The following is a 20831-nucleotide window of genomic DNA, read 5'->3' on the forward strand; positions in this document are numbered from 1 at the left end:
CCGCCAACGGCGGGCAACGGCTGTGCGATCGCCTTCTTTTGGTTACTTTTCTTGGCGAAGCAAGAAAAGTGACTAGCTGCCGGGCTACCCCCGGCTAGCATCCACGGAGTAGCGACAGTATTAAGTAACGATGAGCACCAGTTGTAGATGCACCGCCGCACTCACTCCGTAGCCCGTTAAAAGGGGTCAGAGTTTTTTTTCGGCAAAACTCCGCCGAAAAAAAACTCTGACCCCATTTAACTCTGTACTCCGCAGTGCTTAGAGCGACATGCGAATCAATCCAGCCGCATGTCGTTCTCAATCCAATCCAACACCGAAACATGCCGCGGCTGCCAGTGCAACTCCCTGCGCGCCCGCGCCGCACTCACCCGGCTATTCGACCCAAACGAATACACCGCGTGCCCATAACCCCACTCATCAATCGCATCCTGCACCGGCCATGATTGCGCCTCCCCCAATCCCAGACGACGCGCAATCGCCGCCCCAATCTGTGCGTATGACGCTTCACCATTCTCAACAAAATACATCGAACCCGCCGCCCCATGCAGCAAAGCCAACAGATACAGCTCAGTCACGTCCTCGATATGCACGTTCGACCAGATATTGACGCCCTTGCCGACAAACCGCACAACACCGCTACGACGCGCCTGCGCCACCAATGGCGGAATCTGCACGCTGTGCGCGCTCACGCCCAGGCCGTTACCGTAGATCATGGAATTACAGAGGATGATCGAGCGCACACCGCGCCCGGCGGCATCCAGGATCAATTTGTCCAGCGCCGCACGTGGTGCTTTTTCTGGGGCCGGCGTGTAAGGCGTGCTCTCGTCGAAAATCTGTTCCGATGCCCACTCGCCGCGCGCATCGTCGCCGATCACGCTGGAACCGCTGGTATGGATGAACGCCTTACCCGAACCGGCCAGCGCATCGAGCAAGGTCTGCACCGCAAACAGATGGTCGGAGCTGGCAGCGTTGATCACTGCATCCGCCTGTTTTGCCTCACGCGTCAATATGTCGCCGTCGGCCAGCGTGCCCAGCACCGGCGTGATGCCAAGCGTTGCCACACGTTCAGCCTGCTCTTGAGTGCGAACCAGGCCGCGCACCTGATAACCCTCGGCGATAAGCCGCACTGCAACTGAACCGCCGATAAAGCCGCTTGCGCCTGTAATAAATACGTTCATATTGAATCCTTGCAGGTTAAATGTCAGATAACAGTATGGACGACCTGTTTATTGAGAAAAATGGTCATCTCGACAAATGATATTTGACTTAAAATCAACAACAGGCCCGAGTCATGGCCACATCAAACAAACAGTCTTGTTTCTTTCCGGCTTCGCGTTGCCTGAGAAACAGCATAAAATAAAAACAAGCACGTCCACCTTCCGGGAGGCGCATGACAGTTTCACAAACACAACAAAACGACCTGAACCTGCCGCCACCGCCCGCCAAGCGAATCGCCGTTGCCGATCTGATTGCCGGCCTGTCGATTGCCGGCTTGCTGTTGCCGGAAGCGGTCGCTTACTCCAGCATCGCCAACCTGCCGCCGCAGACCGGCGTCATTGCCCTGTTTGCCGGCTTGCTCTGCTACGGCCTGTTCGGCAGCAGCCGCTTTGCCATCGTCTCCGCCACCTCTTCTTCGGCCGCGGTGCTGGCCGCTGCCACCGCTTCGCTGGCCAATGGCGACGCCGGCCTCAGAATGACGCTGGCGATCGGCCTGGTGATCATTACCGGTGTGTTCTTCCTGCTGGCCGGCCTGGCGCGGATGGGCAGCGTCACCGATTTCATCGCCAAGCCGGTATTACGCGGTTTTGCTTTCGGCCTCGCCATCGTGATCATCGTCAAGCAATTGGCGAGCGTGGTCGGCGTGCAACCCGTACACAGCGACATGACTCGCTTCATTCCTGAAATGCTGGCGCAGGTCGCTCACTGGAACTGGATCAGCGTGGCCGTCGCCGCGACAGCGCTGGCATTGCTGTACCTGTTTGCACGCCTGAAGCGGGTGCCGGGCGCACTGCTGGTGATCGTCATCGGCGTGATTGCCGGCAAATGGCTCAATTTACCGCAGTACGGAGTCGGCCTGGTCGGCAGCATCCATTTGGAGCTGGCGACGCCGACGCTGCCTATCCTGTCGCGCGCCGACTGGCTGCGCCTGGGTGAACTGGGTTTTGCGATGGCCATGATCCTGTATGCGGAATCGTATGGTTCGATCCGCAGCTTCGCGATCAAGCACAATGACACGGTGGCGCCGAACCGCGATCTGCTGGCGCTGGGCGCATCCAACCTGCTGTCCGGCCTGTTCCACGGCATGCCGGTCGGCGCCGGCTATTCCGCCACCTCTGCCAATGAAGCCGCCGGCGCGACGTCGCGCCTGTCCGGCTGGATTGCAGCGCTGGTGATGCTGGCGATCGTACTGACCTTGTTGCCGGGCATCGCGCTGACACCGGAACCGGTATTGGCGGCAATCGTGATCCATGCAGTCGGCCACACCCTCAACCCGATGATCTTCCGTCCCTACTTCCAATGGCGCCGCGATCGCCTGGTGGTGATTGCCTCGGTGATTGCGGTACTGCTGCTGGGTGTGCTGGATGGTTTGCTGGCGTCGATTGCGATCAGCCTGCTCATGATGCTGCGGCAATTCTCGCAATCGACCATTTCGGTGCTCGGACAACTCGGCCAGGGTCACGACTACGTCAACATGCGCACCCATCCGGAAGCCAAACCGGTAGCCGGCGTCATTATCCTGCGTCCCAATGAACCGCTGTTCTTCGCCAATGCCGAACGGATCCTGACCCAGGCCCGCGAATCCATCCTCAATGCCGGCAACACGGTGCACACGGTCATCCTCAGCCTGGAAGAATCGCCAGACCTCGATAGTTCCAGCCTGGAATGCCTGCACGATTTTTTCAGCTTCGTCAGCGGCAAGGGCTTGCGGCTGTTGCTGGCGCGTCTCAAGGATCCGGTGTACGACATCATGAAGAACGCCATCGCCCCGGTCTTTCCCGCTGAGTCGCTGAGTGCGTTGAGCGTGGCGGAAGCCGTGCACCTGGCGCTGGCGGACAAGCAGGCGATCAACCATCCTACCGAACAGCTAACCGGAGAATAATCATGCGTGCATGCTGGAAAATATTGGCAGCCTCGCTCTGCGCGGCCTATGCGCTGACCACGGCAACGGCAGCGAATTCGGCAGAAATCGCCTTTTCTTCCCAGAGCGATTTCACCGAAATCAACCTGAACATCAGGGATACCTTCAGCGCCAATCCGGACGCATTGGCGCTGGAAGTCACGCTCAGCCCGGACGCCCAGCAGCGCATGCAGGCGGCGAGCAGCGCCGCCCTTGACCAGAACCTGACCGTCATCATCAACGGCAAGGCCGTCAATACCGCGCGCGTCATGAATGTCCTCGACACGCCGCAGCTACAGATCACCGTTTCCAGGCAGGTGGCGATAGAGTTGTTGCCAGGCTTAATCGGCGGCAATCCCGGCTCAGCCCAGCCAGCCGATTCCGTGACGACCGCGCCAGTGATCCCGACGCCGGGACCGGCCAGCATTCCGACGCCATTGCTGGCAGCAGCACCGGTCGCGGTCCAGGCGCAGCAGGTGGTAGCGCCCTCGGTGACCGAGTCAATCACCGAACCAGTCAGCGCATCGGCTCCTGAAATCCCTGCGATGCCGGCCGCGGCGGCAGAAACGCCGCCTGCCCCCGATCCGGCGCTGCCCACCGTCGCCCTGCCTGCCGATCCGGCTCCAGTACCAACCACTGTGCTGGCGCCCATGCCTGTTGTCACAACAACTGTCGCCGCAGCGGCGCCGGATCTGGCCCCATCCGCAGCCCCCCAAGAAGCCGCCGCCGAGCCGGTAGTCGCGGCCCTGCCGCCGGCTCCGCCGCCCCCACCGCCAGTGATTCCCGGCTGGGCGCTGGGTGCATGGTTGCCGACCAGCGCCACGCCTACACAATTTGCCGATATCAATGTCGGTGATCCGGTGACCATCCTTGCCAACGCACTGGACGCCATCACTTGCAACAAAGCCAGGCTGTCGGTACTGGAAAGCAGCAACCAGCGGGTCCTGCTGCAAATGGCCCGCAACAGCCAGTGCGTGATCGGCGGCGTGCTGGTCGACCGGGTGCAGATTGCGCCATCGGTGATGCCCGCCCGAATCGTGATTTCCTTTTTTGCGCAAGGGGATGACCTCAATGCGACGCCAGCCAAGCAAGGCGTCTACCGCCGCAAATAAATCCGTTCGTGCCCCGAAAGCCGTTTATCCAGGCCATGCCGCTAGGATTATTCCTAGTGGCGACAGGTCGGCAACAGCATTTGGGAATTTCCGATACCATAGCGAATCCGTAAAGGCCTAGAGCCTGTTTCTAGAGCCGGCTAACGGCCTTGAGCAGGCCCTAAGCAAGACACGTAAAGCGATTGCTTCAAGCGCCGCAGCGGAAACTCGCGACTCTTTTACGAGTCATACTTTGCCGGAGCAAGGCAATACTCACGTCATGCAAGATGCCCGTACGGAACGTAATGTCGATGAAACCCCAAACAGATTGATAGATTAAACACGTGACAACAACATCGCTCCCTTTGCAACGCTACACCGTCACAGCCATTGTTCTGCATTGGCTGGTCGCAGCCCTGATCATTGCCACCTTCGCGCTCGGCCTGACCATGGTCGACATTCCCGGCCTGACGCCAACCAAGCTGAAATATTTTTCCTGGCACAAATGGATGGGCGTGACCGTACTCGGCCTGGCCTGCCTGCGCCTGCTCTGGCGCAAGACCAAAGGCGCGCCGCCCTATCCGGACAGCATGCAGCCTTGGCAGCAGAACGCCGCCCATGCCTTGCACATCCTGCTGTATGTGCTGATTTTTGCGGTGCCGATCTCCGGTTATTTCTATAGCCTCGCAGCCGGCGTGCCGGTCACTTACCTCGGTATCTTCCCGCTGCCGGTGCTGATCGCGCCGAATCCGGATCTGAAACCGGTGCTGAAACTGGTCCACTACACGCTCAACATGATCATGCTCGGCAGCGTCTGCGTGCATGTCCTGGCGGCGCTCAAGCATCACTTCATCGATCGCGACGGCGTGCTCAAACGCATGCTGCCCTGATCATTTTCGCCAAATTAAAAAGGATCTTTCCATGATGTCTACGCGACTCCTGTTTCGCAATACCGTTTTCTGCGCCAGCCTGTTGGCCATGGGCGCCGCCGTGCCGGCACTCGCCGCACCGCTCAAGCCCGATCTGGCCAAGAGCAGCGTCACCATCGTCTTCAAGCAGATGAACGTGCCGGTTGAAGCCAAATTCAAGCAATTCAACGCCGTCATCGATTTCAACAGCGCGCAGCCGGAAGCGGCCAAGGCCAGCGTCGAGATCGCCATCCCGAGTTTCGATCTGGGCGATCCGGAATACAACAAGGAAGTGTTGAAGAAAGAATGGTTCAACGCCCAGCAGTTTGCCAAAGCGACCTTTGTCGCCAGCTCGATCAAGCCAAGCGCAGGCGCGCCGGCTGGTAGCAAATACGATGTCGCCGGCAAGCTGACCATCAAGGGCAAGACCACCGACGTGCGCTTCCCGCTGAGCGTGAAGAAGGAAGGCGGCGCACAAGTATTTGACGGCACCTTGCCGATCAAGCGCCTGACTTATAACATCGGCGAAGGCGAATGGAAGGACACCAGCATGGTGGCCGACGAAATTACCATCAAGTTTCACCTCGTAGCGAATTAATCGAATATTTTTTCTCACCGAAAGGATCACCAGCAATGAAACTCAAGCTCATCATCGCCTCCCTGCTGGCTGCCAGCGCCGCCAGCGCATTTGCGGCTGCCGACACCTACACGATCGACCCGACCCATACCTATCCAAGCTTTGCCGCCGATCACATGGGCATTTCCGTATGGCGCGGCAAGTTCGAAAAAACCACTGGTAGCGTGACGCTGGATCGGGCCGCCAAGACCGGTTCGATCGATATCCATATCGATCCGAGCTCGATCGATTTCGGCATGGCCAAGCTGAACGAACACGCCTCCGGTCCGGACATGTTCGACGTCAAGAAATATCCTGATATCACCTACAAGAGCAGCTCGATCCAGTTCGACGGCGACAAGCCGGTCGCAGTTGACGGCGAACTGACCTTGCATGGCGTCACCAAGCCGGTGAAACTGACCATCAATTCGTTCAAGTGCATCCAGCACCCAATGCTGAAGCGCGAAGTATGCGGCGCCGACGCCACAGCGGAATTCAACCGCAGCGATTTCGGCATCAGCTATGGCGTGCCGAAGTTTGCGCCAGAAGTGAAGCTGGCGATCCAGATCGAAGCGCTCAAGACCAACTAAGACGCAAGCAAGCAGCTGCTGCAACTCCCGATAAAGCCGACCAGCCTTGCTGGTCGGCTTTTTTATTGGCAACCCCGCTTATCAATTCCCCGTTCATGCAAGGCCGCATGGCAGCATTACTCCACTGTTGACTCAACCCAGCCAGGGCCTGTTGCCATGGCCGCCAACAAACTGGCCGGATCACGACGCCGGACCAGAAAGAACGGGTCGCAAGGGCGGTTTCCGTGCATGCATCAGACAAATCGCCAAAAATTTCATCAAATCAACGATTCACCGCACAAATATCACAATTGTTTTCAATTGTAGCGATAAGTTATGTCAGCCATATCGGATATGGCTGCGTTGAATACACACCTCGGTCATTTTGCCAGGTGCGGCGCACAACACATCGTTTAGTCGTGCTGCAAGTAGACAGATTGATAACCCAGCCTGTGCCGCATCAGCGGTACATATAAGCATCACTTACCAGATGGAGAAAAAAATGAAGGCATTGTTTATTTCCGCAGCAGTCGCAGCAGCCCTCCTGACTTCCGCTACCAGCTTTGCCCAGGCTCCGGCCGCAGCGCCAGCCGGCAGCACCGGCCTGTGCAAGGACGGTAGCTACTCCTCCAACGCTACCAAGAAAGGCGCTTGCGCCGGCCATAAAGGCGTGAAGGAATGGTATACAACAGCCGCCGCGCCAGCCGCTGCCGCTACTGCTGCCGCCCCAGCTGCCGCAGCAGCACCTGCTGCAACCCCGGCCGCAACACCGGCTGCTCCTGCCGCCATGGCAAAACCGGCAGCTCCAGCGGCCACAGCAAAAGCTGCCGGCACTCCAGCGCCAGGCGGCGGTCCTGGCCTGGTTTGGGTCAACAGCAGCAGCAAGGTGTACCACTGCCCTAATACCAAGTATTACGGCACAACCAAGGCGGGTTCGTATATGTCGGAAGCCGCTGCCAAGGCAGCCGGCAATCACGCCGATCACGGCAAAGCCTGCAGCTAAGCAGCGAACAATAAACGGGGCCAGCGATGGTCCCGTTTATTATTTGGCGGTCATTTGACGCATCCACTCATCACGACAAGGCAAGATCGGCAGCATGGCCGGTCCCCAAGGTTTATCTATCTTTAACAATGTCACCGTTACTTTTAGGCTACTCTTATCGGGTAGTCAAAAGATGGTCAATCTTGAAAGGAAATCTCATGGGTATTATCGCTTGGTTGATAATTGGCGCGATTGCCGGCTGGCTGGCTGGCGTGCTGGTCAAGGGCGGCGGCTTCGGCGTGCTGGTTGACATCATCGTCGGTATCGTCGGCGCTTTCATCGGCGGCTGGTTGGCCGGTGTACTCGGCATCCAGGTCGGCAGCGGCTGGATTGCATCGATCGTGACAGCGACCATTGGCGCCGTCATCCTGTTGTTCATTCTGCGGCTCATCAAACGAGCCTGAGTCTGGCCAACAGCTAAAAGATGTACAAGAAACCCGCTTAACCGCGGGTTTCTTCATTTCAGACGCAGGCAAACCCGGCGACGCTCGCCCACCTATTCGAAATCACAAGCCATTTGCGACTTCAGCGACAAATTCCTGATCGAGTGATCGCACAAATTTATGTAATCGAGGAAGGAAGGAGCCGGTTGCAAGCCTTCACCGAGCACGCGCTGCTGATCGAAAACATAATTCAAGCGCGAAAAGCGCCCATACAGCCGCAGCGCCTTGCACAGTAAACGGGTATTGAACGGTTCGTAATGCGGCGCCTCGCCGGCCTTCTGTTGCGCCGCGTGCCGCTCACCGAGCGAGAGAGCCATGTTCATCAAGTCGGCCTCCGCCACCCGCATGTAAGCCTGCACCTTGCCTTTGCCGCCCAAACCCTGAAATGCCTGCAACAACTCGGCCACCATGGTGCTGCTTTGCTGCCCCGCGGAGACATGGTATGCAGAGAAGCTGAGCGATTTCTTCAAGGTCAGCTCGACAATAATGCGTGCGCAATAGTCGACCGGCACGATGTCCAGATAGGCGCTTGGCGGGCAGACAAAGCGGTTCAGTTCCGAAATCACTTTCAGCACCCAGAAATTACGGGCGGACGGCTTGCAGCCCAGCCAGGAATGGCCGATGACCATCGAGGGACGCACCGCCACCAACGGCAGATCGGGAAAGCATTCCCGCAACTGATTCTCGGCGCACGCCTTGGATGCGGTATATGGCGCCAGATGCGCCCTTTCGACCGGCAAGCGCAGCGCTTCAGTGACGAGCGGTCCGCGCGCCACGCCGCAGGCCATCGCGGCGCCCACATACACGAAGCGCCGCAAACTGCTGACGCCGGAAAAACGTTCTGCCAACCGCAAGGTGGCGTCGACGTTGACCGCCCAGATATCCTGCCGATTGGCCAGCGAGGTAATTGCTGCGCCATGGATGACATGGCTGACCTGATCAAGCCTGGCGTCCAAGAATGCCCGCGGATCGTTCAAATCGCCTACGACAATCTGACTTTCCGACACGTGCGGCGGCACTTCCGATGAGGAAAAGCGAGCGATCGATTGACGCACCCTTTGCGCACCTTCTGCGGCCGATTTTGCACGTACCAGAAAAAGCATCTGCTTGAAATGCGGGGTGCCGACGAGCGCCGCGGCCACTGCGCCACCGACGAAACCGGTGGCGCCGGTAACGAAGATGCGCGTTGGTCCGAGCGCTGACATGCGCGCAGCAAAATCTTGCTCCTGGCGCAACCACTTTGACCTTGGGAACAGGTTAAACACGATTTTTTACCACCGGCTCTGATTCGGTCAAAATGAATAATTCACGGTTGTAAATCCACCGTAATTGGTTTTGTCCAGCATCAACGGGCTATCGGCCGCTTTTTGCATATAATGCGTGGCGCTCAGCACAGTCGAGACCGACCAGGTCTGGTTGAAGCTGTGGGTCCAGACAATGGAAGAGGTCAACGCGTTCAAGCCTGAGTCGGCCTTATATGCGGCGTAACCCGAGTTGCGGCTTTGTTCAGCGGTGACACCGAAGAAGGTCTGGTTGTATTTGGCGCTGCCGAACTCTGCGGTACCGCTCACGCTTACCTGATCCTTGGCCAAGGTCAGCACGGTGCCACTCAGTTCGGCGTGATAGGACAAACCGCGCTCGCGATTGCTGAGCGGCTGTGAAGCGCCGACGGTGAATGTTGCTACATGGCCCAGCTTGATGCCGAGGTCCAGGTTGGCCAGTACCGAGCCCTTGATCTCGCCCATGCCTTTGAGCTTGGCCGATCCTGGCAGCAAGCCGTCGTTGGAATCCTTGCGGCCGACCCCATAGCCAATGCCTGCGCTGGCAAAAAACAGGTCGCCGATGTCATGCTTATAACCGGCGCCTTGCAGGCTGTCGACGAAGAACCCGGACGGCGTGACGATGTTCAACACCGGCACCGGCAGCATCCGATACTCGTTACTGCCGGCATAACGCGCGGCGACGCCGGCTCCCAGCCCTATCGTGACCTTGCTATCCTGCAGCCAGGATCCGGACTGTGGCTGGGATTGGCTAACCTGTTGTGCAGCGGCCATGCGCGCGGCGAAGACGCCACATAAGGCGGTGGCCGCCAATAACTTGATCTGGTGTTTCAAATTTCTCTCCGGTAAGTAAGGCAGTGCACATTCTCGGCAGTCCGGAGCTGTATGTCTGTGGTGCATCGGTAGGGAAACTGTGTCAGTTCACGGTGATTATGTTTTTGTTTGTAATGGCGCCATTCGGCATCCGGGTGAAACGCTATGATGCAAAAAAAGGGGAAAGAGCAATGAAGAAGGTTTTACTGGTCGAAGACGACGTACGTCTTGCCGAACTGATATCGGAATACCTGTGCCGCTACGATTTTGAGGTGTCGCTGGTCCTGCGCGGGGATCAGGCGCTGGAAGCCATCGAGCGCGAACAACCGGACATCGTGGTGCTTGACCTGATGCTGCCGGGCATGGACGGCATGGATATCTGCCGCGCCATCCGCAAGAACTCGACATTGCCGATATTGATGCTGACCGCGCGCGCCGACATTTTCGACCAGGTCACCGGGCTTGAGATAGGCGCCGACGATTACATGCTGAAACCGGTCGAACCGCGCCTGTTGCTGGCGCATCTGCGTGTGATCCTGCGCCGTGTCGACAGGCACGATCGCAATGTGGCCGATGCGCCGATGCGCTTTGGAGAACTGGAGGTCGACCTGTCGGCGCGCCAAGTGTGCTGGAAAGGCAAAGAAGTTGATCTCAAGACCGCCGACTACAACCTGTTCGTGATCCTGCTTCAAGCCGCAGGCAAAGTGCTGAGTCGCGATGAACTGTTGAAGCGCTGGCGCGGCATCGGCTTCGACGGCATCGACCGCACGGTCGATGTCAGCATTTCCCGTTTGCGAAGGCGTTTCGACGACGACGCCCAGGAACCGCGCAAGATCAAGACCGTTTGGGGCCGTGGTTATTTGTTCAATCCGATCGCCTGGGAGGAGTAATGCTCAGGATTCTGGTACGCCTGTATCTGATCGTCGCCACGCTGTCGATCGTCGCCATCGTGTTTGTGCAAAGAGGCTTTCCGTATCTGTTCGAATCTGAATTCAAAGCGCAGATGCTGAGCGAGTACAGCAATGAAGTCACGCTGCTGCGCGACTCCCTGGCGCCGCTCAGCCGCGCCGAGCAGCAGACTGCACTGGAGCGCATGAATCGGTTGAGTCCACGGCGCTACACCCGCTTGTCGCCCGAGCAAATGCAGGAACTGTCGCCATCGGAACACCGCGAACTGGAACGCTACCACATGGTCTGGACTGGCCGTGGCGACCATAACCGCATCAGCATCTATGCGGCCCTCGAAGACGGCGGCGTCATAGAAATCCGCTCATACAATTTGGACAAAACGGAAGCCATAGCCTATGTCGTCATCTTCACGGTGATGCTGGCGGCGATGCTGATTTGGTTGACGCCACACTGGCGCGACTTGGAAAAATTGCGCATCGCCGCGGCACGCTTCGGTGAAGGTGCGCTGGATGCACGCGCCAAGTTATCGGAAAATTCATCCATCAAACAGCTATGCGCGTACTTCAACAATATGGCGGACCGCATCGCCAGCCTGATCAAGGCGCAGCGGGAGATGGTCAACGCCGCCTCCCACGAATTGCGCACGCCGCTTGCCAGGCTCGAATTCGGCCTGGTCAATCTGATGGATACGACCGAAGACAACGGCACCCACAAACGTATACAGGCGATGCGCAAGGATGTGGAGGAACTGGATATCCTGGTCGGTGAATTGCTGACGCTGAGCATGCTGGAACAGTCGTCGCTGCCTGAACCGAGCGCAACCATCCCGTTGGAAGATTTCCTGCGCAGCGCCACCGGCGTCTCCCTGGAAGAATTGCAGCTACGACGCAACACCGTTATCTGGTCGATCTCCCCTGCTCTACGTGAAGTCGTTACCGAACCACGCAGCCTGGCGCGCGCCTTCTCCAACCTGATGCGCAACGCGCTGCGTTACAGCCGCAGCACCATCCGGGTGCGCACTGAAATAGACCGCGCCGGCGGCAGTTGGAACCTGATCGTCGAGGATGACGGTGTGGGCATTCCTGAGCAGGAACGGGAGCGTGTCTTTGATCCGTTCTACCGGCTCGATCGCAGCCGCGACCGTGCCACCGGCGGTTACGGACTGGGCCTGGCGATCGTCAAGAAAATTGCTGAGCGTCTCGGTGGCAGCGCCCGCGTCGGCAGCTCCGATCTCGGTGGCGCGATGTTCGTGTTGCGCTTTCCTTTGCCTGATCGATAAGAGTCATTTTAAGAGTCATTTTGAGGCGCATCTATCACTTCCTGTTATTCCAAATAAGGCAACCTGACTGACATTCGCAGATTCACCGCATTTGCCCGCAACCCGCCAGGGCAAATGCGTTGCGCGCGATACGCATTTCGATTTTACTTTTTTTGTTCATACGATTTAACCCTGGCACATCGACGCCACGCGCGCTAGAATCCCAAGACCAAATTTGGGAGGATTTCACTTGTGATGTGCACTACCCGTCGTTTCACATTAGCCGCTCTCGCTATCAGCATTACCTCATTCAACGCCGCAGCGGCGACCCCGAATGATGCAGCTCCCCTGGGAAAATTACCGCGCTGGGTTCAACCCCTGGCCTACCATCTCGACTTCCGCATAGATCCTCGCCAGACGGATTATTCCGGCAACGCCACCATCGACATCGAACTCAAGCAAGCCGCCGATCACCTGTGGCTGCATGGCCAGGATTTAAACGTCAGCAAAGTTACGCTGACCGATGCCGCAAAAAAAATTCACTCGGCACAGTACAAAGCCGCAGCGCCGAAGGAAGGCGTCGCCGAACTCGATTTCGGCAAGATACTGCCGGCCGGACGCTACAGCGTCAGCCTGGAATACCGTGCGCCCTTCAATCAACAACTCGAAGGCGTGTACAAGGTCAGCAGCCAGGGCGCGCCATACGTGATTACACAAATGGAAGCGATCAGCGCCCGCTACGCCTTTCCCGGCTTCGACGAACCGGCTTTCAAGACCCCGTTCACATTGAGCCTGAGCGCGCCTGAAAACCAGGTCGCCGTAGCGAACACGCAGCAAGTCGCCGAACAGAAACTGGAGAACGGCTGGCACAAGCTCAGCTTCGCGCCAACCAGGCCGTTGCCGACCTATCTGGTGGCATTCGCGGTCGGTCCGTGGGATGTCGTAGACGGGCCGCAGATCCCGGCCACGCAATGGCGCAAGCAGCCAATCCCATTGCGCGGCATCGCTCCGCAGGGTGAAGGTGCGCGCATCAAACCGGCGCTGGCACAGACACCGGCGATCATCACCGCGCTGGAAGACTATTTCGGCTTCGGCTATCCATTCGACAAAGTCGATCTGCTGGCAGCGCCCGACTTCGCTGCCGGCGCGATGGAAAATCCCGGCCTGGTGACTTTCCGCGACTTCCTGATGCTGCTGGACGCGCATTCCCCCGCCAATAACGTTCGCAGCTCATTCAACGTCGCCGCGCATGAACTCGCACATCAATGGTTCGGCGATACGGTAACGATGCCGTGGTGGGATGACCTGTGGCTGAACGAAGCTTTCGCCACCTGGATGCAAAGCAAAATCACCCAACAGCTGCATCCGGAATACCATGCCGACCTCGAATTGATCAGCAGCGCCAACCGGGCAATGCAAAGCGACAGCCTGGTCAGCGTGCGCCGTATCCGCCAACCGATCACCAATAACGGCGATATCGAAACCGCGTTCGACGGCATCACCTATCAAAAAGGTGCAGCCGTGCTGAACATGTTCGAGCGCTATTTGGGCGCCGACGTGTTCCGCCAAGGTGTCCGTGCCTACATCCAGCAGCATCAGTTCAGCAATGCCACCGCGGACGACCTGGTCGGCGCGCTGGCCAAAGCCTCGGGTAAAGACCAGCGTTTCGCCAAGGCCATGCGCAGCTTCCTCGACCAATCCGGCGTGCCGCTGGTCGATACCGCACTGACCTGGGAAAACGGCCAGGCAGTGCTGCACTTGAAACAGCAACGCTACCTGCCGCTCGGCTCAACCGGCGAAGCCAAGCGCCTGTGGGGCATTCCGGTATGCGTCCGCTATAGCGTCGACGCCGCTGCGGCCAGCAAGACAAAATGCGAATTGCTGGACCAGGAACAAGGCAAGATGGTGCTGCCGGGAGCGACCGCGGCCAGCTGGTACATGCCGAACGCAGACGCTGCCGGCTACTATCGATTCGACATGGCGCACGCCGACCTGGCGCGCTTGACCGACAACCTGGCATCGCTCCCCAACACCGAACAACTGGCCTACGCCGATGCGATCAATGCCGGCTTCAATCGCGGCGATCTTGACGCCTCTGCGGTGTTGGCGGCAGCGCCGCGCCTGGCACAGTCAAGCAGCCGCGAAGTGGCGACGGCACTGCTGCCGTCGCTCCAGTGGCTGTCGAAATACGAAGCCCGCACAGATGCCCAGCACGCGCGCCTGACCGAACTGGCACGCCAGGTGTATTTGCCGCGCCTGCAACAGTTCGGTTACCAGCGCCGAGCCAATGAAAGCCAGGACGATGCGCTGCTGCGTGCGACGCTGGCCGAATTCCTGGCGCTCGACATCAAATTGCCGGAAGTGCGCAAGACATTGCTGGCGCAAGGCGATCAAGCGTTGCAAACAAACGCCGATGGCAAACTGGAACTGACACGCGCCAATCCTGACCTGCTGCGCTCAGTGCTGGCGGTCAGCACGCAGGAACGCGGCACACCAGCCATCGATATCCTGATCAAGGCGCTCGGCAACACCAGCGAGCCGGCACAGCGCCTAGCCATATTGAGCGGCCTGGGCGCGGCCACCGCATCCGCGAATGCCGAGCGTGCCCGCAATCTTGCGCTCGACCCGCTGGTCAAGGTCGGCGAAATGAGCACCCTGCTGCGCGCCAGCAGAGAAGATGGCGAAGGCCGCGAAGCCATGTGGAAATGGTTCACCGCCAATCATGAGCAATTGGTCAACCGCAGCGGCGATTCGTCCGGCGGCAAATTGCCGGCGCTGGTTGCCGGTGACGCCTGCTCACAGAGCGAAGCGGATCGCCTGACGGCTTTCTTCGAACCGATGCTCGGCAAATTGACCGGCGCCGAACGCGGATTGGCGCAGACCCGCGAAAATACCTTGCTGTGCACGGCATTGCGCGACAAGCAGGATCCTGCAGCAATCCTGCGCTGATCGATGTTCCTGATGTAATGTCTTACTAAAAACGATATAAGATTGTGGTTTGGTTTTTTAAAAGAATGTTTTAAACATGGCAACAAGCGGATCAAGCCCTGGCCGCCAATAGATTTTTCAGAATGCCTACAAGGCTGTTTTTCCGACGACTTCTCATAAGGATTATTTACTCGTGAAACGATCTCTCATTTGTGCAGCAGTGCTGACCATGATTGCGGGTTACACCGCTTCCACCGCCAGCTTCGCTCAGACTCAATCGCCATCGCCACGCACCGTTGCAGCCGCAGTAGCCGCCACTACCCTGGCGAGCGGCATCGACATGCAGAACGCCGACTTGTCGGTGCGCCCGCAGGACGATTTCTATAACTACGTCAACGGCACCTGGCTCAAGAAAACCGAAATCCCGGCGGACAAATCGTCGTGGGGCGCTTTCTACGAGCTGCGTGAAAATTCGTTGAACCAGCTGCATACCATCGTCGATGCAGTCAGCGCTGAAAAAGATCTGACACCAGGCTCCAACAAGCAAAAGATCGCTGACCTGTACGCCAGCTACATGGATGAGCCTGCACTGGAAACGCTCGGCATCAAGCCGCTCGGCGCAGAATTCGCCAAGGTCGATGCGTTGAAGGACAAGAAACAGATCGCCGGCCTGATCGCGCACCTGAACAGCATCGGCGTCAGCGCGCCATTCGACATGGGCATTCACCAGGACGCCAAGGATTCGACCAGGGTCATCGCCGATCTCGGCCAGAGCGGCCTCGGTCTGCCGGACCGCGATTACTACCTGAAAGCCGACGACGCCAAGCTGAAGGACACGCTGGACAAATACCGTGCGCATATCGAAACCATGCTGACGATGTCCGGCGACAAGGCTGCAAAGAAAAATGCCACCAGCATCGTCGCACTCGAAACCGCATTGGCCAAGGTGCAATGGACCAAGGTCGAGAACCGCGATCCGGTCAAGACCTACAACCGGGTTGAACTGGCACAACTGCAAACACTGGCGCCACATTTCAACTGGAATGACTACCTGTCCGACGCCGACTTGAAAGACAAGGTCACGTATCTGGTGATCAGCCAGCCAAGTTACATCAAGGGCCTGGACAAGATCATTCAAAGCACGCCGCTGCCGGTCTGGAAGGCCTATTTCAAATGGCATGTGCTGAGCAGCTTTGCTGCCGATCTGTCCAAGGAATATGTCGACCAGAACTTCGCCTTCAAAGGCACCGTACTGCGCGGCATTCCGCAAAATGAACCACGCTGGAAGCGCGGCGTCAACGTGCTGGAAGCCGGCATCGGCGAAGGCCTGGGCCAGCTGTATGTCGAACAGTTCTTCCCGCCAGAGAACAAGGCGCGCATGGAAAAACTGGTGGGCAACCTGATCGCCGCCTACCATCAAAGTATCGATGGCCTGGACTGGATGGGACCGGACACCAAGAAACAGGCGCAAAAGAAATTGTCTACCCTGATGCTGAAGATCGGCTATCCAGACAAATGGCGCGATTACTCCAGCCTAGTCATCAAGCGTGACGACCTGGTCGGCAACCTGATCCGCGCCAACCAGTTTGAATACAAGCGCAACGTCGACAAACTCGGCAAGCCGGTCGACCGCACCGAATGGGGCATGACACCGCAAACCGTGAACGCCTACTACAACCCGGAATTCAACGAAATCGTTTTCCCGGCAGCCATCCTGCAACCGCCGTTCTTCAACGCCAACGCTGACGATGCAGTCAACTACGGCGGCATCGGTGCGGTCATCGGCCATGAAATCAGCCACGGCTTCGACGACCAGGGCAGCCAGTACGACGAAGTCGGCAACCTGCGTGACTGGTGGACCAAGGAAGACCACGAGAAATTCGCGGTCAAGACCAAGGCCCTGGTGGATCAGTACAGCGCCTACAGCCCGGTTCCAGGCTACAAGGTCAACGGTGAACTGACCTTGGGTGAAAACATTGCCGACAACTCCGGCCTGGCAATTGCTTACAAGGCATATCACCTGTCGCTGGGCGGCAAGCCAGCGCCGGTGATCGACGGCCTGACCGGCGATCAACGACTGTACCTGGGCTGGGGCCAAGTATGGCGCGGCAAGGTACGCGACGCGCAAGCGATCGTCTACGTCAAGACCGACCCGCACTCGCCGCCACGCTTCCGCGGCAACGGCACGCTGGAAAACCAACCAGGCTTCTACAGCGCATTCGATGTCAAGCCGGGCGACAAGATGTACCTGCCGCCTGAGCAACGCGTCATCATGTGGTAAAAGCCTGACGCAGTCATGCTGTCTCAAAAGCCACCGACTCGTCGGTGGCTTTTTTTATGTACCGGTCCCGACGACGGTCATTCCAGATAATTGCCGCGAATCCGCTCAACATCGATATCAAGCACGTTCCGCAAATAATTCTCCATGCCGGCGTATTCATCCTCCACCACCTGCAGCGCCGCTTCGATGTAGGCGGCATCCACTGCCAGCAACGGCGCAATCATTTCCTGCGGCAGCTGCGCTTTAGTGATCTGCGCCAGTACCTGCGCATTTGCCGTGGCATTGTGGCGGTTCGACTCCAGATAATTCTCGACGATCACGGCGCGATCGATGCCCAATGCCGACAACAGCAGTGCGCTGGCAAAACCGGTGCGATCCTTGCCGGCGGTGCAGTGATAGAGCATGGTCTTGTTCTGCTCGGCGAACTGCAGGAAGCGCTGGAACTGGGGTTGGTATTGCACCGGGAAAGCCCGATAAAAATCAATCATGAACTGCCGGCTATTTTCTGGATTGCCGCTCTTGAGCAAAGGTAGTATCGCCTCTTGCGACATATTGCCAACCACGACCGGATCCGCAATCCAGTTGAAAGATTCGGCAAAAGACGCTTCGGCAGCCTGCTTCTCGGAAGCCATACGAAAATCGACCACAACGTCCAGCCGATATGTTTTGAGCCTGGCGATATCCGCAGCGGATGCCATGCCGGGATTGGCGCCGCGCAGCAATCTTCCGCTCTGTATCGTGCGGCCGTCGGCGGTGACATGGCCACCCAGGTCGCGGGTATTCTGGATCTTGTCGAATTCGATGTAGCCGTTCGCCGGCTCCTGCTGTTCCTGCTTATCGGACGAATTCAGCATGACCCACCTGTCGCCAGGAATGACAGCTTGTGTTGCGTCGAAAAATAAATCATTCCTACCCCTCATATAAATTGAATCTGCGAGCTTTCGCACTCTGCACAGAACGGCCATTTTAGAGCATCGGCATGAGAGCAGTCCTGGCTGCTGAGCGCTGCAGACGCCTGGTTTCGCGACGCGTGGTGCAAATAAGTAAATACATCAACTACTGCCAAACAGCCGCCTTCTTTTGTTTTCTTCACGCAATAACTCTATAATATGCGCTAGAGCAATATTAGAAGATTGCTATATTTCTTCCAACATTGCGCAGTTTGATCAACATCTGAAAGTAGCGTTCATGCATCTTCACCGCCATCTCCTATCGTTTGTGCTCCCCCTGGTCCTCGGCATCAGCAGCCCACTCTCCTCCAGCTTTGCCGAATCAGGCGTGACCGATCAGAAAATCGTGCTGGGGCAATCCGCCGCATTTACCGGCCCGGCGGCTCAACTGGGAATTCAGATGAATGCCGGCGCCAAGGCCTATTTCGACTCGGTCAACGAACAGGGCGGCGTGTATGGACGACGCATCGAAATCATCAAGGCCGACGATAAATACGAAGCCGACCTGGCTGCCGCCAACACCAAGCGGTTGATCGAAAAGGACGACGTATTTGCCTTGTTCGGCTATGTCGGCACGCCGACCAGCAATGCGGCCCTACCGATTTTCACCGAAGCCGGCGTGCCGTTCTTCGCGCCGGTCACCGGCGCCCAATCGCTACGCGAGCCACTGAACCATCAGGTCTTCAACGTTCGCGCCAGCTACTTTGACGAAACCGAGCACCTGGTTGAAAAGCTGGCGAACGTCGGCATCAAGAACATCGCCGTGTTTTACCAGAACGACGCTTATGGCCGCGCCGGACTGGAAGGCGTGCAGCGCGCCATGAAGAAATTGAACCTGGAGTTGGTTGAAGCGGCGACGGTGGAACGCAACAGCACCGACGTCAGCGCGGCAGTCAGCAAGGTATTGCCGAAACGCCCTGCCGCCATCATCCAGATCAGCGCCTATGCATCATGCGCCGCCTACATCAAGGAAATGCGCAAGGCAGGTTATAACGGCCAGTTCTATAACGTGTCGTTCGTCGGCAGCCAAGCCCTGGCCGATGCGCTGGGCAAGGATGGCGAAGGCGTCGTGATTTCTCAGGTGGTTCCATTCCCATGGAGATCATCGGCTCCAGTGGTAACCGAATACACCAAACTGATGGAAAAATCGGGCGTCAAGGAGCCCAATTTTTCCAGTCTTGAAGGATTCATTGCAGCGAAAGTATTCGTTGAAGGCTTGAAGCGCGCCGGCAAGGATTTGACGCGCGCAAAACTGGTCAAGGCGTTGGAATCTATCAACATGAAGAACTACAACGGCGGCGGTTTCGACATCAACTTCAGCGGCAGTAATCACAACGGCTCGAAGTTCGTCGACATGACCATGATTACCAAGGATAAAAAATTCCTGAATTGATGTGCTGGTGTTGACTATCGGCTCCCTATAAAAAATCCGGCATTCGCCGGATTTTTTTATGTGCAATGCATATGCGCATGTGCCACCTTCAAACAGGCGTCAATACCGCTTGCCCGGAAAAATGGCGGTCGGCGTTTTCCAGGAACAGGCGCACCGTCTCCGCCACCGATTCCGGCGACCAGCCGGCCACATGCGGCGTCAGCACCGCATTCGGCAAATCCAGTAATTCTGTCGGCGGCAATGGCTCGCTTTCGTAAACATCAAGGCCGGCGCCGGCGATCCTCCCTTCGCGCAAGGCCAGCGCCAGCGCTGCGGTATCGATCACGCTGCCGCGTGCAATATTGACGATAAAGCCGCGCGGTCCCAACGCATCCAGTATCGGCCGATTGATCAGGTGTTTGGTGCCGGCGCCGCCAGGCGTGGCAACCACCAGGAAATCAGCCCATTGCGCCAGCTCAAGCGGCGACGCGAAATAATCAAATGGCAGATCGGCGCGTGCCGAGCGGTTGTGATAGCCGATCGTGATGTCGAAGCCGGCCGCACGTCGCGCGATTTGCTTGCCGATTGTGCCCATACCGATAATCCCAAGGCGCTTGCCGGAGACGCTGGGCGGCAACGGCAAGGCATCGCGCCAGACTCCCTTATGCAAGGCCACACCCAACTGCGGAATGCCGCGTACCGTCGCCAACAGCAGGCCCATCGCGTGGTCGGCAACGCAGGCATCGTTGGTGCCGGCGCCGTTGGACACGGTGATGCCGCGTTCGCGCGCTGCGGCGACGTCGATGTTTTCAAAGCCGGCGCCCAGTGCGGAAATCAATTCCAGCTTGGGCATCGCAGCAATTTCCTGCGCCTGCAAACCGATCGAGCCGATGGTGAGCACCGCCTGGATTTCGGCCGCATGGCTGGCAATGGCGGCACGCCGCAGCTCGGCCGTCGGTGCATACACAATGTTGAAATGCTGGCCGATACGCTGCAGGTTTTCATCGGACAAGCGATTGAGGATCAGTAAGGTAGAGAGCATCGGATATCGGCAAAGAAGAGTTAGACAAGGCGCGCCATGGCGGCACTGCATGTAATGATAGCCGCGAAGTACACTTGCCTGCTTGCTGACGCCAAATCCGTCTTTGATCACGCGGCGACGGCCCGAAGAGGCGGCGGTGCCTGCGTAATTGAAAGGTATAATTCGGCGCCACGCAGCAACAGCAAGCCGGCCATGGCGCGACCGCTGGCAT

General features: G+C 58.0%; 17 protein-coding genes. 12 read left to right on the forward strand and 5 right to left on the reverse strand.

The window, feature by feature from the left end; all coding sequences use genetic code 11:
• Positions 1 to 275: 275 nt before the first annotated feature.
• Entirely contained in the window at positions 276 to 1178 is a 903-nt protein-coding gene (locus ACIPF8_RS19675; RefSeq protein WP_400424195.1) for an NAD-dependent epimerase/dehydratase family protein, read from the reverse strand.
• Positions 1179 to 1390: 212 nt separating this feature from the next.
• On the opposite strand from ACIPF8_RS19675, the gene ACIPF8_RS19680 reads away from it, so the two are divergent.
• The 7 genes from ACIPF8_RS19680 (at position 1391) to ACIPF8_RS19710 (ending at position 7748) form a co-directional block, all read left to right on the forward strand.
• On the forward strand, positions 1391 to 3100 hold the full coding sequence (locus tag ACIPF8_RS19680) for a SulP family inorganic anion transporter (RefSeq protein WP_400424196.1): 1710 nt from the start codon (positions 1391 to 1393) through the stop codon (positions 3098 to 3100).
• Between the two features lie 2 nt (positions 3101 to 3102).
• The gene (locus ACIPF8_RS19685) at positions 3103 to 4230 is read left to right on the forward strand and encodes a hypothetical protein (protein WP_400424198.1); all 1128 of its coding nucleotides are present in this window, start codon (positions 3103 to 3105) and stop codon (positions 4228 to 4230) included.
• A 344-nt stretch (positions 4231 to 4574) separates the two neighbouring features.
• A complete protein-coding gene (locus ACIPF8_RS19690) occupies positions 4575 to 5099 on the forward strand; it encodes a cytochrome b (protein ID WP_400424509.1) in 525 nt (174 codons plus the stop codon).
• A 34-nt stretch (positions 5100 to 5133) separates the two neighbouring features.
• A complete protein-coding gene (locus tag ACIPF8_RS19695) occupies positions 5134 to 5715 on the forward strand; it encodes a YceI family protein (RefSeq protein ID WP_400424512.1) in 582 nt (193 codons plus the stop codon).
• Positions 5716 to 5750: 35 nt separating this feature from the next.
• The gene (locus tag ACIPF8_RS19700; RefSeq protein ID WP_400424200.1) at positions 5751 to 6323 is read left to right on the forward strand and encodes a YceI family protein; all 573 of its coding nucleotides are present in this window, start codon (positions 5751 to 5753) and stop codon (positions 6321 to 6323) included.
• 481 nt (positions 6324 to 6804) lie between these two features.
• On the forward strand, positions 6805 to 7305 hold the full coding sequence (locus ACIPF8_RS19705) for a DUF3761 domain-containing protein (protein ID WP_400424201.1): 501 nt from the start codon (positions 6805 to 6807) through the stop codon (positions 7303 to 7305).
• A gap of 197 nt (positions 7306 to 7502) precedes the next feature.
• Positions 7503 to 7748 carry a GlsB/YeaQ/YmgE family stress response membrane protein gene (locus ACIPF8_RS19710; RefSeq protein WP_400424203.1) on the forward strand — a complete coding sequence of 82 codons (246 nt, stop codon included), beginning with the start codon at positions 7503 to 7505 and terminating at the stop codon, positions 7746 to 7748.
• 92 nt (positions 7749 to 7840) lie between these two features.
• Here ACIPF8_RS19710 and ACIPF8_RS19715 read toward each other — a convergent pair whose 3' ends face one another.
• Both ACIPF8_RS19715 and ACIPF8_RS19720 read right to left on the reverse strand, forming a co-directional pair.
• A complete protein-coding gene (locus tag ACIPF8_RS19715) occupies positions 7841 to 9052 on the reverse strand; it encodes an SDR family oxidoreductase (RefSeq protein ID WP_400424205.1) in 1212 nt (403 codons plus the stop codon).
• Between the two features lie 27 nt (positions 9053 to 9079).
• Positions 9080 to 9901 carry a MipA/OmpV family protein gene (locus ACIPF8_RS19720; protein WP_400424207.1) on the reverse strand — a complete coding sequence of 274 codons (822 nt, stop codon included), beginning with the start codon at positions 9899 to 9901 and terminating at the stop codon, positions 9080 to 9082.
• A gap of 170 nt (positions 9902 to 10071) precedes the next feature.
• Between ACIPF8_RS19720 and ACIPF8_RS19725 the strand changes: the two genes are divergently transcribed.
• The 4 genes from ACIPF8_RS19725 (at position 10072) to ACIPF8_RS19740 (ending at position 17256) form a co-directional block, all read left to right on the forward strand.
• Positions 10072 to 10770, forward strand: coding sequence for a response regulator (locus tag ACIPF8_RS19725; protein ID WP_400424209.1), 699 nt, complete (start codon positions 10072 to 10074; stop codon positions 10768 to 10770).
• A complete protein-coding gene (locus tag ACIPF8_RS19730; protein WP_400424210.1) occupies positions 10770 to 12068 on the forward strand; it encodes an ATP-binding protein in 1299 nt (432 codons plus the stop codon). Before ACIPF8_RS19725 ends, ACIPF8_RS19730 begins: the two co-directional genes overlap by 1 nt.
• A gap of 234 nt (positions 12069 to 12302) precedes the next feature.
• A complete protein-coding gene (locus ACIPF8_RS19735; RefSeq protein ID WP_400424212.1) occupies positions 12303 to 14996 on the forward strand; it encodes a M1 family metallopeptidase in 2694 nt (897 codons plus the stop codon).
• A gap of 172 nt (positions 14997 to 15168) precedes the next feature.
• On the forward strand, positions 15169 to 17256 hold the full coding sequence (locus tag ACIPF8_RS19740) for a M13 family metallopeptidase (protein ID WP_400424214.1): 2088 nt from the start codon (positions 15169 to 15171) through the stop codon (positions 17254 to 17256).
• A 77-nt stretch (positions 17257 to 17333) separates the two neighbouring features.
• Here ACIPF8_RS19740 and ACIPF8_RS19745 read toward each other — a convergent pair whose 3' ends face one another.
• Entirely contained in the window at positions 17334 to 18110 is a 777-nt protein-coding gene (locus tag ACIPF8_RS19745; protein ID WP_400424216.1) for a tyrosine-protein phosphatase, read from the reverse strand.
• Between the two features lie 334 nt (positions 18111 to 18444).
• On the opposite strand from ACIPF8_RS19745, the gene ACIPF8_RS19750 reads away from it, so the two are divergent.
• Positions 18445 to 19599 (forward strand): ABC transporter substrate-binding protein, encoded by a 1155-nt coding sequence (locus ACIPF8_RS19750; protein ID WP_400424217.1) that lies wholly within the window; start codon positions 18445 to 18447, stop codon positions 19597 to 19599.
• An 88-nt stretch (positions 19600 to 19687) separates the two neighbouring features.
• On the opposite strand, the gene ACIPF8_RS19755 is transcribed toward ACIPF8_RS19750, so the two are convergent.
• Complete coding sequence (locus ACIPF8_RS19755) at positions 19688 to 20620, reverse strand: 2-hydroxyacid dehydrogenase (protein ID WP_400424219.1); 933 nt, start codon at positions 20618 to 20620, stop codon at positions 19688 to 19690.
• Positions 20621 to 20831: the final 211 nt, after the last annotated feature.

The organism is Collimonas sp. NPDC087041 (assembly GCF_044745265.1).
Taxonomy (GTDB): Bacteria; Pseudomonadota; Gammaproteobacteria; order Burkholderiales; family Burkholderiaceae_D; genus Collimonas.